Annotated in this window: 11 protein-coding genes; 5 read left to right on the top strand and 6 right to left on the bottom strand. The window is 56.0% G+C overall.

Annotated features, from left to right (window positions below):
* The first annotated feature begins 31 nt into the window (after positions 1-31).
* Positions 32-1,504 carry a dipeptide permease DtpD gene (gene dtpD / locus AC2CGP_RS10875; RefSeq protein ID WP_047076211.1) on the top strand — a complete coding sequence of 491 codons (1,473 nt, stop codon included), beginning with the start codon at positions 32-34 and terminating at the stop codon, positions 1,502-1,504.
* A gap of 204 nt (positions 1,505-1,708) precedes the next feature.
* Positions 1,709-3,226: a lysine--tRNA ligase gene (gene lysS / locus AC2CGP_RS10880; protein ID WP_015704650.1), complete on the top strand. Its 1,518-nt coding sequence runs from the start codon at positions 1,709-1,711 to the stop codon at positions 3,224-3,226.
* Positions 3,227-3,284: 58 nt separating this feature from the next.
* On the opposite strand, the gene AC2CGP_RS10885 is transcribed toward lysS, so the two are convergent.
* From AC2CGP_RS10885 to AC2CGP_RS10910, 6 genes are all read right to left on the bottom strand, one after another.
* Entirely contained in the window at positions 3,285-4,673 is a 1,389-nt protein-coding gene (locus tag AC2CGP_RS10885; RefSeq protein ID WP_015367855.1) for an amidohydrolase family protein, read from the bottom strand.
* Positions 4,674-4,690: 17 nt separating this feature from the next.
* On the bottom strand, positions 4,691-5,641 hold the full coding sequence (locus AC2CGP_RS10890; protein WP_015367854.1) for a carbamate kinase family protein: 951 nt from the start codon (positions 5,639-5,641) through the stop codon (positions 4,691-4,693).
* A gap of 127 nt (positions 5,642-5,768) precedes the next feature.
* On the bottom strand, positions 5,769-7,187 hold the full coding sequence (locus AC2CGP_RS10895; protein WP_213759364.1) for a YlbE family protein: 1,419 nt from the start codon (positions 7,185-7,187) through the stop codon (positions 5,769-5,771).
* A complete protein-coding gene (gene fdrA, locus AC2CGP_RS10900) occupies positions 7,187-8,734 on the bottom strand; it encodes an acyl-CoA synthetase FdrA (RefSeq protein WP_015367852.1) in 1,548 nt (515 codons plus the stop codon). Before fdrA ends, AC2CGP_RS10895 begins: the two co-directional genes overlap by 1 nt.
* Positions 8,724-9,587: an oxamate carbamoyltransferase subunit AllH family protein gene (locus tag AC2CGP_RS10905; RefSeq protein ID WP_163389337.1), complete on the bottom strand. Its 864-nt coding sequence runs from the start codon at positions 9,585-9,587 to the stop codon at positions 8,724-8,726. The genes fdrA and AC2CGP_RS10905 overlap by 11 nt, the downstream gene beginning before the upstream one ends.
* A gap of 39 nt (positions 9,588-9,626) precedes the next feature.
* The gene (locus AC2CGP_RS10910; RefSeq protein WP_020079417.1) at positions 9,627-10,232 is read right to left on the bottom strand and encodes an ankyrin repeat domain-containing protein; all 606 of its coding nucleotides are present in this window, start codon (positions 10,230-10,232) and stop codon (positions 9,627-9,629) included.
* A gap of 259 nt (positions 10,233-10,491) precedes the next feature.
* Between AC2CGP_RS10910 and AC2CGP_RS10915 the strand changes: the two genes are divergently transcribed.
* The 3 genes from AC2CGP_RS10915 to AC2CGP_RS10925 all read left to right on the top strand — a co-directional run bounded on the left by AC2CGP_RS10915 (position 10,492) and on the right by AC2CGP_RS10925 (position 12,786).
* Positions 10,492-10,986 carry a DUF1097 domain-containing protein gene (locus AC2CGP_RS10915; protein ID WP_015367847.1) on the top strand — a complete coding sequence of 165 codons (495 nt, stop codon included), beginning with the start codon at positions 10,492-10,494 and terminating at the stop codon, positions 10,984-10,986.
* Positions 10,987-11,087: 101 nt separating this feature from the next.
* Entirely contained in the window at positions 11,088-12,026 is a 939-nt protein-coding gene (locus tag AC2CGP_RS10920) for a LysR substrate-binding domain-containing protein (protein ID WP_045361905.1), read from the top strand.
* Between the two features lie 118 nt (positions 12,027-12,144).
* Complete coding sequence (locus AC2CGP_RS10925) at positions 12,145-12,786, top strand: helix-turn-helix domain-containing protein (protein ID WP_063410671.1); 642 nt, start codon at positions 12,145-12,147, stop codon at positions 12,784-12,786.
* The last annotated feature ends 51 nt before the right edge of the window (positions 12,787-12,837 follow it).

A 12,837-nucleotide genomic window follows, 5' to 3' on the forward strand; every position in this document is an offset into this window, starting at 1 on the left:
CTTCCCTTTTTTCACGCTGCAAGGAGAACCTATGAAAACACCCTCACAGCCGCGCGCGATTTACTACATCGTAGCGATCCAGATCTGGGAGTACTTCAGCTTTTACGGCATGCGCGCCTTACTCATCCTTTATCTCACCCACCAACTTGGCTTTGATGATAGCCACGCCATCAGTCTGTTCAGCGCCTACGCATCTTTAGTTTACGTAACCCCCATTCTCGGCGGCTGGCTTGCCGACCGCCTGCTCGGCAACCGCACGGCGGTGATTGCCGGGGCGTTGTTGATGACCCTCGGCCACGTGGTGCTGGGCGTCGAATCTGATTCCACCTGGAGCCTCTATCTGGCGCTGGCGATCATTATCTGCGGCTATGGCCTGTTCAAATCCAATATCAGCTGCCTGCTTGGCGAACTGTACGCCGCTGACGACCATCGTCGCGATGGCGGTTTCTCGCTGCTGTATGCCGCCGGTAACGTCGGTTCGATCGCCGCGCCCATTGCCTGCGGGCTGGCGGCGCAGTGGTACGGCTGGCATATCGGCTTTGCGCTGGCGGGGATCGGCATGTTCATCGGCCTGATGATTTTCTTAAGCGGCAGCCGCTATTTCCGTGACACCCGGGGTGTCGATAAACAGGCGCTGTGCGCGGTGAAATTCGTGTTGCCGACCTGGGGCTGGCTGGTGGTGATGCTGTGCCTGGCGCCGGTGTTCTTCACCTTGCTGTTAGAAAACAACTGGTCCGGTTATCTGCTGGCGATTGTCTGCCTGTTCGCCGCGCAGATGGTGGCGCGGATCATGATCAAATCGCCGCAGCATCGCCGCGCGCTGTGGCAAATCGTTCTGCTGATGTTGACCGGAACGCTGTTCTGGGTACTGGCGCAGCAGGGCGGCAGCTCGATTAGTCTGTTTATCGACCACTTTGTCGATCGCCGGCTGTTCAATATTGAAGTACCAACCGCGCTATTCCAGTCGGTTAACGCGGTAGCGGTGATGGCGGCTGGCGTGATCCTGGCGTGGCTTATCCGCCCGGAAGGGCGTACCCGCTCGGTGTTAAAAGTATGGCTGAAATTCGCATTCGGCCTGCTGCTGATGGGGGGTGGATTTATGCTGCTGGCGCTAAATGCCCGCCACGGCGCGGCTGACGGTCAGGCCTCGATGGGCATGATGGTCGCCGGGCTGGCAATGATGGGCTTTGCCGAACTGTTTATTGACCCGGTGGCGATGGCGCAGATAACCCGTCTGAACATGCCCGGCGTCACCGGCGTATTAACCGGCATTTATATGTTGGCCACCGGCGCGGTCGCCAACTGGCTGGCCGGGGTGGTGGCGCAGCAAACCACCGAATCGCAAATCAGCGACACGGCGATTGCCGCCTATCAGCATTTCTTTTCGCAGATGGGCGAATGGACTATCGGCTGCGTAGCGGTGATTGTCATTGTCGCCTTTGCCGCGATTTGCAGCCCCGGCCAGCGCAGCGCGACCGGGGACATTAACTCAACAGCCAAGTGAACAGGAGGTGGATATTCTGGCAGGCGCGGAAGCCAACGATAAAAAATACCGTTAGTGAAGCCATAGCTGAGTGAGATCAGCTTGTAGTGAATCCAGAGTCGTTAAGATTGTTCTCTGGTGTGTTACCAGAGACAGGCCGCGCTGAATGGTGACCTGGTTCAATTTATCGAAGCTAGTTTGAAAGCAGGGTTATGAGGAACCAACATGTCTGAACAACAAGCACAAGGTGCCGATGAGGCAATTGACCTTAATAATGAACTGAAAACTCGTCGCGAAAAATTGGCTGCGCTGCGTGAGCAGGGCGTCGCTTTTCCGAACGATTTCCGTCGCGATCATACCTCTGACCAATTGCACGCTGAATTCGATGCGAAGGATAACGATGAACTCGCTTCCCTGAACGTTGAAGTCTCTGTTGCAGGCCGTATGATGACCCGCCGCATCATGGGTAAAGCCTCTTTCGTCACTCTTCAGGACGTCGGCGGCCGCATTCAGCTGTACGTCGCGCGCGATGACCTGCCGGAAGGCGTCTACAACGAACAGTTTAAAAAATGGGATCTCGGCGACATTATCGCCGCCCGCGGCAAGCTGTTCAAAACGCAAACCGGCGAACTCTCCATTCACTGCACCGAGCTGCGTCTGCTGACCAAAGCCCTGCGCCCGCTGCCGGATAAATTCCACGGCCTGCAGGATCAGGAAGTCCGCTATCGCCAGCGTTATCTGGATCTGATCGCCAACGAAGAGTCGCGTCATACGTTCCGTATCCGTTCGCAGATCCTCGCCACCATGCGTCAGTTCATGGTTGCTCGCGGCTTTATGGAAGTCGAAACCCCGATGATGCAGGTGATCCCAGGCGGCGCTTCCGCCCGTCCGTTCATCACCCATCACAACGCGCTGGATCTGGATATGTACCTGCGTATCGCGCCGGAACTGTATCTGAAACGTCTGGTGGTTGGCGGCTTCGAACGCGTCTTCGAAATCAACCGTAACTTCCGTAACGAAGGGATCTCCGTACGCCATAACCCAGAGTTCACCATGATGGAACTGTACATGGCGTATGCGGATTACAAAGACCTGATCGAACTGACCGAGTCGCTGTTCCGCACTCTGGCGCAGACGGTGCTGGGCAAAACCGAAGTGCCGTATGGCGACCAGGTGTTTGACTTCGGCAAGCCGTTTGAAAAACTGACCATGCGCGAAGCCATCAAGAAACACCGTCCGGAAACCAACATGGCGGATCTGGATAACTTCGACGCGGCGAAAGCGCTGGCGGAATCTATCGGTATTCAGGTAGAGAAAAGCTGGGGTCTGGGACGTATCGTGACCGAGATTTTCGATGAAGTGGCGGAAGCGCATCTGATCCAGCCGACCTTCATCACCGAATATCCGGCGGAAGTTTCTCCGCTGGCACGCCGCAACGACGTGAACCCGGAAATCACCGACCGCTTCGAGTTCTTCATCGGCGGCCGCGAAATCGGTAACGGTTTCAGCGAGCTGAACGATGCGGAAGATCAGGCGCAGCGTTTCCAGGATCAGGTCAATGCCAAAGCGGCGGGCGATGATGAAGCGATGTTCTATGACGAAGACTACGTCACCGCGCTGGAGTACGGCCTGCCGCCGACCGCCGGTCTGGGGATTGGTATCGACCGCATGGTGATGCTGTTCACCAACAGCCACACCATCCGCGACGTTATTCTGTTCCCGGCCATGCGTCCGCAGAAGTAATTGCGTCTGGTAAATGACAAAACCCCGGCTTGCCGGGGTTTCTTACATGACGCTGGCTTCAGGTGCCGACGCTGCCCCAGACCATCTTACCGTTATGGAAGGTGGCGGTGCGCGGCGAAATTCGCGCCACGGCTTCGGCGGAACAGGAGGCATCGACCAGCACAAAGCTGGCGTCGTCCTGCGCTTTTGGCCATACGCGCTCGCCCTTGTCATTCAGCGGCAGCACGTCGCCGGTGGCGATGGCCAGCGCGCGCGACAGGGTCTGCTCATTGGGGCGGATATACAGCTGGGCGTAGAGATTGGCTTTCTCCAGCATGTCGCCCAGTCCGTACGGCGACCAGTGGTCAATTACGCTATCGGTACCGGTCATCACGAAGACGCCTTTTTCGCGCAGTTGCTTGAGCGGCATGTGCAGAGTGCCGATCGGAACGGTGGAGGCGATGGTGATCTGCTGCGCCGCCATGCGGGTCGCGATGGCATCGACCTGCTGCTCGTTGAGCGTCGCCAGCGCAAAAGCGTGGCTGATGGTCAGCTTGCCTTTCAGCGCCGGGGTCTTCTCCACGGTTTCCACCATATAGTTCACCGCCGCCACGCCCGCCGGGCTGGTTTCATGCAGATGAATATCCACCCCTTTGTCGTAATCGAGCGCAATCTGGAACATGGTATCGAGCGATTTCTCCATCGCGCCATCGACGTTAGTCGGGTCGAGGCCGCCGACATAATGGGCGCCGGCCTGCATCGCTTCGCGAACCAGCGATTCCGATTTCGACAGCAGCAGCCCGTGCTGCGGAAAAGCGACGATTTCGCAGTCAAAGCCTGGCTTACGCCGCGCCAGTACTTCCTGCAGATTCTCAAGGTTCTTCAGCCCGGACACCGGCTCAATATTGCAGTGGCTGCGGGCGATGGTCGAGCCTTTGGATTGAATCAGGTCGATAAGCTTCTCGGCGTGCGCCTGCGTGTAAGGCTGGAGTTCCGGCAGCAATTTCTGCTCAAGCTTGATCATATCCTGAATGGTGGTGCCCGCCGGGCGGTTAAGCGAGCGCCACGGGCCGCCGTAAAACGTTTTGTCCAGATGGATATGCATGTCGCGCATGGCAGGCAGCATCAGTTTACCGCCCGCATCGTAGCGCGGCAGCGTGGCGTCCGGGTGGCTCAGATTGCTGCGCAGGGCGACGATTTTGCCGTCTTTTATTTCCAGTGTTTGCCGCTCGGTCCGGGTGTGAACCACCACGCCGTTTTCATATTCGAAGCCGCTTTCCAGCAGCACGTTATCAAGGTAGTAATGTTTATCGGCGACGTTGACCGCGCCTTTATTATCGCAGGTGGCCGCGGATGGCGGGTTGCTTGCGGCATACGCCGCCGGCGCGCCTGCCGCCAGCAGGGCGGCGGCGGTGACCATTTTTCCGCTTTGGGTAAGAAATTCACGGCGGCTATTGTCTTTATTCATTCTTTCTTCCTTTTGTGTCAGTCATGCACAATATGAGTTCCCGTTTCGCCACGTAGCGCGGCTGGCAGACATTCCGGCGTGGTGATGATCACCCGCTTGCCGCCGTGTTGCAGGAACGCGAGGCTGGCGACGATTTTTGGCAGCATGCTGCCAGCCGGGAAATGTCCTTCTTGCATATAGCGGCTCATCTCGTCGATACCGACGCGACCCAATGCCTGCTGATTAGGCTTGCCGAAATTCACGTACACTTTCTCCACCCCGGTGGTGATCACCAGAATATCAGCATCAATTTCGCGGGCCAGCAGGGCGGTTGAGAGATCTTTGTCGATCACCGCATCCACGCTCTGGTAGTCGCCCTGCGGGCTGCGCACCACCGGGATCCCGCCGCCGCCGGCGCCGATCACCACAAAGCCTTGCCGGGTCAGCGCTTTAATAGCTTCCGCTTCGACAATGCGTTTCGGCTCCGGCGAGGCGACCACCCGGCGATAGCCGCGGCCCGAATCTTCCACAAAGCGCCACTCAGGATGCGCCTGTTGTAGTTCATCGCGCTGGCTTTCGCTAAAGAACGCGCCGATAGGCTTGGTCGGATAGGCAAAGCCGGGATCGTTTTTATCGACTTCAACCTGGGTGACGACGGTAACCGCCTTTTGCTCGCCGCGCTGGGCAAGGCGGTTATTCAACGCCTGCTGGATCAGGTAGCCGATGCCGCCCTGGGTATCGGCGACGCAGTTAGCCAGCGGCGTCAGCGGCAGACCTTCTCGTTCATGGGCTATCTCCGAGCGGCGTAAATCCAGCCCAACCTGCGGGCCGTTACCGTGGGTTAGCACCACGTTATAGTCCGAAGCCAGCATCTCCAGCACCGTGCTGGCCACCGCTTTGACCGCCTCGGCCTGATGCTCGATCGACTGGCTGGCGTTATCTTTGATAATGCTGTTGCCGCCAATGGCAACGACGATAAGTTCTTTCATATCCGGCTTCCGCTACAGAAGGTGATGTGGTTATTGTTATTGTGTGGTCGTGGTAGTCGCCCGGCCAGGCGTAGGGCTGCCGGGGATTTCCCGGGGTCGGCGTAAACGCCTCGCCCGGGCTACAACGCTAAACGTCGTAACGATCGCACCAGCTGAGGATCGCTTTTTCGAAACAGGCAAACGGCGGATGAACGATCCCGGCGCCGATCATGCCGATCCCGGCGTCTTTGTGGGCGATAGCGGTGTTGATCACCGGTAAAATACCGCTGCTGCCGACGCGGGTGATGTCGATCGCGGTCGGGATCCCCATAAAGCCGAGCAGCGGAATGGTGACGTTCGGGTTTTCGCCAAGGGTGATTTCACGCATCTGGCGCGAGAAATCGACCGCTTCTTCTACCGTTCCGCCGACCAGCGCGACGATAGCCGGCGCCGTCGCCATGGCGAAACCGCCGATGCCATAGGTTTCGGTAATCGCGCTGTCGCCGATATCGAGGCCGGAGTCTTCCGGTTTAAAACCGGCAAACATCGGGCCTATCACCTGCTGCGCCGGGCCGGTAAACCATTGTCCCGGCAGGCCGCTGACCCGCAGTCCGAACTCGACGCCGTTACGCGCCATGGTGGTCACCACGGTGCTGTATTCAATACCGTGGGCCGCGTCCATCGCCGCTTTGCACATCGCCATCCACGTCGGCCCGGAGAAGTAATCGCTGCTGGCGACAAATTCGAACACTTCGCGCTGCTGCTCTACCGGATAACCGGCCTGAATAATCCCCGGCGTGAGCGCCTGAATCAGCAGGGTGGTGCCGGCGTTGTTGCGGTTATGGCACTCATCGCCCATGTGTAGCGCCTGCGCCAGCATTAAGCGCAGATCGATTTCGCCGATGATCTTCATGGCGTCGCGCAGCATGGGGCCCAGCACGTCGCGCATCCAGTTCAGACGATCGATCACGCTCTTATCGTTAGCCCCCATGCGCAGGATCTTCGCCATCTGCTCGCTCATGTTGGTATAAGCGATATTGCCGTAGGTTTTGTTCTCGACGATGTGCATGAACATCGACGCCGACGTCACGCCCGCCATCGAACCCACGCAGTCGTGTTCGTGACAGGGTGAGAAGGTAATTTCACCGGAGGCGGCAAGCTCGGCGGCTTCATCCAGATCTTTCGCCAGCCCTTCAAAGACCAGCGCGCCGGTGACCGCGCCTTTCATGGCGCCGCACATGTTTTGCCATTCCACCGGCGGGCCGGCATGCAGAATGGTTTTTGGCGTCATGCCCGGCACGACGTTAATGGCCTGATCAAAGCCGATGAGTACCGGGTGCGACTGAATAATACGCTCCAGCGCCTGCTGGTTGGCGGCGGCGATTTTATCCGCCAGCGGCGAGTCGGCGATGCGATCCAGCGCCTCGACCACCTGCATATTGCCCTGGCCCGGCGGCGTCCAGTCGAGCTGGGTGACGGCGGTGTGCTGCTTTTTCAAATCGTCGCTGAACATGGCGATACCGACGTTAATCACGTTCAACGGCTGGTTAAATAGCGACTGGCTCATCAGGCTTGCTCCCCTTTGCAGATAAATTCACGCGCCAGCAAACCGGTATTGGTACTGCTGCTGGCCAGAATGACGCCAGCGTCAAGCAGCATCTGGCGCTGTTGCTCCAGCGACGGCGTATCGATGTCGGTGCCTAACACGTAAGCGAGAATCGCTAATGGGCGGCCATCGGCGGCGGCAATGGCTTTGGCCTCTTTGATCGCCGCGATCGTCGAACCCACCGGATCTTCATGCGCTCCGAAGCCCAGCACGAAGTCCATGACGATGACCGCCACTTCGGGATCGCGCGCTTCTTGCAGCAGGCGACTGATACGGTTGGTTGGGTCGATCATCGGGTGCGGCTTACCGTTAGTGAAGTCGTCATCGCCGAAATCGAGGAAGGTGTGTTTGATGCTGCGATTGATATCGCTCAGGCGATAAGCCGGATCCGGCTGAATGTTGCTATAAACATCCGCGTGTTTTTCCAGTACCGCGAACATGGTTTCATCGCACAGGGTACCGCCGCAGAACAGGCCGCGAATGTACTTTTGCTGTGGCGTGAGCTGCGCGCGAACGTCAGCAATCAGCGCCTGGTTCAGCGGATGCACATCGAGATTTTCCTGCTTAATACCGCTCAGCAGGACGGCCTTCAGCGCCGCGTCTTTAGTGCCGCGGGCGAACTGCAGGCCTGGCTCATCGGCGGGGGGCTCGGCGCGGCCGAGGAAGCACGCCACCACCGGTTTACGGCAGGCGCGAGCGCGTTCGAGCACTTTTTTCGCCACCGCTGGAGCCGGTGGTTTTGAAACAAGGACGATAATTTCTGTTTGCGGATCGGCTTCCAGCATCTGAATGGCGTCGAGCATCATCAGGCCGCCGATTTTCTCACTCAGATCGCGGCCTCCGGTACCAATCAGCTGCGAGATGCCACCGCCGAAATCGTGGATACGGACGCTCAGCTCCTGGCTACCGGTGCCGGAGGCGCCGATAATGCCGATGTTGCCACGGCGAACCGCGTTACCGAAGCACAGCGCCGCACCGTTAATAATGGCGGTGCCGCAGTCTGGCCCCATCATCAACAACCCCTTTTCGTGGGCCAGCTGTTTCAGCGCCAGTTCGTCGTCAATAGAGACGTTATCGGAAAACAGCATCACGTTAAGATCGTTTTGCAGCGCCTGACGCGCTTCGCGAGCGGCAAACAGGCCGTTGACCGAAATAATCGCGAGGTTACTTTGCGGAAGATGTTTTTTGGCGCTGGCGAGGGTAGCGTAGCGCGCTTCGTGCTGGCCGCTTTCGGCCTTTTTGCTGAACAGCGCTTCTATTTCACTGAGTATTTGTTCGCAATCGGCGCCGTCTTTGCCCTTGATGACGATCATCAGGTCGCCGTTTTTCGCTGCTTCCAGCTCCGGGGTCAGCAGCCCAAGGTTATTCAGCACCCCTTTATTCATTTCCGTCGCCATCGCCACAAATGCCTGCTCTACGCCATCGAGCTTATTAGCGCGGGTGGAAATCGACATTAATGAGACGGAATCAAAATAGGTATTCTTCTTCACCACTATTTTAACTGACATTATTCCCTCCATACGTTTGGCTCAGCGCGCAGGCATCCGCCATGCCCAATAGCATGTCGCTGCCGGAACTTGAGCCAATATTTTTAATATCGGCAATAGCCTCAATAGAAAAGGTTGTCGATTGATTAACCAGCAGATTAATCAACACGGCGATACTTTCTCGATAACGTTGGTTTATCGCTGCCTCCAGCGTTATCGCGCTGAGCGGCGTAGTATTTTGTCGGGCGCTTTGCAGCGCGGTTATAAATGCTTCCCGGTATTGATTAGCCGGGTGCCCCTTTATGAATAAAATAACGCTTAGACCTAGCAAATAATCATCCGCCGATGGCGTCAGGCCAATGCCTAATCCGATCATGTTCGCCACGGCGGCGCTGATATTTTTATTTTCGCCAAGCGCTTTAAATAAGGTTTCCCGTCGCTGCTGGAGTTCATGACGCATCGCGTGATAAAAGGGATTGTCGCCGCGATAGAGAAATAACGTGTCATCCTCATGTAACTGCGTAACGATAATGTTGCGCCATCGTCGCCAGGCTATCTGGCTAAATGTTGCCGCGTTTAATACTGCCTGCGGCGTTTGCCAGCGCTCACAACGGTGGATGTCTATCCATGTATTATCGCCAATGTAAATCCCTGAATCGGTAAACCGGACGCTTTCCCCTGGCCAGAGCAGGTTGTCAAAGTGGGTGAGTGCTAACCTACAGCTATTGGGCGCATTATCAGAAGTTTCACACAGCAGCGTCAGAAGCCCTGGTTTGCCGGGGATGAGCAGGTTCACCGCATGAGTGAAAACCTGCTCGACCTGTCCGCCGCCGCGCTGCGAGAGAAAGCTCTCATCCGCAGTTAGCGCTTGCACACACCGCCATGAGGAGGTGTTAATGGCGATTCTCCTTCCTCAGGCTCCGGCGGCGACCAGCAGGTGGGCGATTTCACTGAATCCCTTATCCCATGCCAGCTCCAGCGGCGATTTACCGTACTTATCGGTCATATGCGGGTTGGCGCCGTGGTCCAGCAGCAGTTTGACGATCTCCTGCTGCGTCGCACCGCCGTCGTTTAAGACAATCGCTTCCAGTAGCGGTGTCCAGCCAACGAAATTGGTGTGGTTAACGTTAATATTGGTTTCCGTCAGCAATATTTTGACGATCTCAAGATGGCCTTTTTCACAGGCCGGGGTCAGGCCTACACCACCGAAACGCGTTAATCGTTCGAGGTCGGGATTTGCCGGCAAAATTAAGCGCAGTAGTTCGACGTCGTTATTCAGGCAGCTAATTAAAAACGGGTTAAAACAGGTCTGGTCCTGCTTATTAATATCCGCGCCAGCGGCAATAAGAACCGAGACACAAGCATAATGTTTATTCAGGCTGGCGAGGGTAATGGCGGTTCGCCCCTGACGATTACTGGCATTAATATCGACGCCACTTGCCAGGCAGGCTGTTAATTTCGCAATATTTCCCTGCTCTGCAGCCAAAAGATAGTCAGCAATAATATTTTCCGTGGCCATCATCTTGCTCCTGTTGTTGCGGCTGAGACTTTCTCGATGGCTTGAGCATAGCAACCAGAAATAGATAAAAGAACCCGCTTAAATTTTATTCGCCATAATCCGGTGGATTATTGAATAAATTTCAATAATCGATGCAGACTGTGCGGCAGAGCAATGTTTACTTCTTTACGCTTATACCCCTTAACGCAATCGGGTTTTCTTTCGATATAGTTGCCGTCAGAAAGCAACGTCATCAATCTATTTTTCAGAGGGGAAAGAGATGAACGGACTCACCGCTACGGGGATCACCGTCGGTATTTGCGCAGGCGTTTGGCAGCTCATTTCCTCGCACGTCGGGCTGCAGCACGGTTGGGAATTATTGGGAACCATCGGCTTCGTCGCGTTCTGTAGTTTCTATGCGGCAGGGGGGGGTCAATCCGGCTTTGTCAAAAGCCTGTGCGTTAACTATTCCGGGGCAGTGTGGGCGTGGCTGGCGGCGCTGGCCGCCGGCGCTCTCGCTTCAGCCAGCGGTATGTCGGGGTTCTGGGCAAGCGTCATTACCACGGTGCCGTTTTCGGCAGTCATCGTCTGGCAGGGGCGATTTACGCTGACCTCGTTTATTCCCGGCGGTTTCCTCGGCATGACGCTCTTTTTCGCCACCGGTTTGAACTGGACGGTGACTCTGTTGGGATTTCTGGCGGGCAATTGTGTCGGCTTTATTTCAGAATATAGCGGGCGCAAACTCAGCGAGGCGACCAGTAAAGAGCGAGCCTGAAGCCGCGACGGGTATTAAGCATTGTTCAAAAATGATTGCCCCTCGCCACAGTAACCAATACATTCAGCTCATGTATGGTTTAGCGAAGGCGGGAAGGGCGCATGAACTCGATTTTTACTGAAGAAAATCTGCTGGCATTCACCACCGCGGCGCGTTTTGGCAGCTTCAGCAAGGCGGCCGATGAGCTGGGGTTAACCACCTCAGCCATCAGCTATACCATCAAACGGATGGAAGCCGGGCTGGACGTGGTGCTGTTTACCCGCAACACCCGCAGCATTGAACTGACGGAATCTGGTTACTATCTGTTTCGCAAGGCCACCGATCTGCTTAATGATTTCCATGCGATAAAGCGCAGCATTGATACTATCTCGCAGGGCATTGAAGCGAGGGTGCGCATCTGCATCAATCAACTGTTATATACGCCGCGCCATACCGCCCGCCTGCTGCAGGTGTTGAAAAAACAGTTTCCCACCTGCCAGATAACCGTTACCACCGAGGTATACAACGGCGTCTGGGATTCGATCATCAATAACCAGGCGAATATTGCTATCGGCGCGCCGGATACACTACTTGACGGCGGCGGTATCGATTATACCGAGATCGGCGCGATCCGCTGGGTGTTTGCTATTGCCCCGGATCATCCGCTGGCGTTTATGCCCGAACCTATTTCAGAAAGCCAGTTACGCCTCTATCCCAATATCATGGTTGAGGACACCGCCAGTACGATTAATAAAAAGGTCGGTTGGCTTCTGCATGGCCAGGAGGCGATCCTGGTTCCCGACTTCAATACCAAATGTCAGTGTCAGATCCTCGGCGAAGGGATCGGCTTCTTACCCGACTATATGGCTCATGAAGCCATTGCGGAGAATCTGTTGGTGATCCGCCAGATCCACAACCCGCGCCAGGATTCCGGCATGTTGCTGGCCACTCAGCACGCGGCTACCGGCCAGGTGACGCAGTGGATTAAGAAGCAATTCCGCCCCGGCGGGATTTTAACGGCGATCTATGCTGATTTATTGCATCGTGGAGAGGGGAAATAGTCTTGCCAGACATATCTTTACGCCAAAACTCCAGCTGTGGACTTTTCCCCTCGCTTTGCCTTATATATATTTGATGACGTCGGTGATACGGGAAAGTACGGCAATGGATACGGGGAAGTTGAATAGCAGTTTTGGTCGTATCCATGCGTGCTACCAGAAGCTGCAGTTAAATGCGCATCTCCCACACGTCATCGCCTGTAGCGAAAACGTCGAGTGCGCCACCGGCGAGCGTTTTCAGCCGCAGGATGGGTTCATTTACTTTCTGCTGTCCGGGCAAATCACCCTCGCAGTCAACGACCCTGATAACCTGTTGGGGATTGTGATCGAGCATATGCCGCTGGGCCTGCTTGAGCACTACTGCCCGGCGGTAGAGCTACTATATCAATGTCTCGATCGCTGCCGTTTTGCCAGAATCAGCGTGGAGGATTTCGAGCGTATCTTCTTTTACTCTTCGCCGGAGTATATGAAAGAGCTGACGACTATTCTGGCCTACATGGGCATTTTTGCTCTCGATGCGCACAACGAGCGCGGCAACCTGTCCGGTTTTCAGACCATAAAATCGATGCTATCGCGTTATCTGTACCGTAACGAGATCGATTGTGGAAAACGTGAAAGCCTGTCCGCTTTTATTATTAAACGGACCAATCTTTCGCGCAGCTATGTATATCAGGTTTTAGCGGCGTTAAAAGAAGGCGGTTATATCACGGTGAAAAAAGGTCAACTCATTTCTATCGACCGAAAAATACCGGATAAATTCTGATTAATATGGTCAGTTGTCAGGGCGATTATGCCCGGCTTGCTGACGCCTGTA

The organism is Klebsiella sp. SYXHC3 (assembly GCF_057196925.1).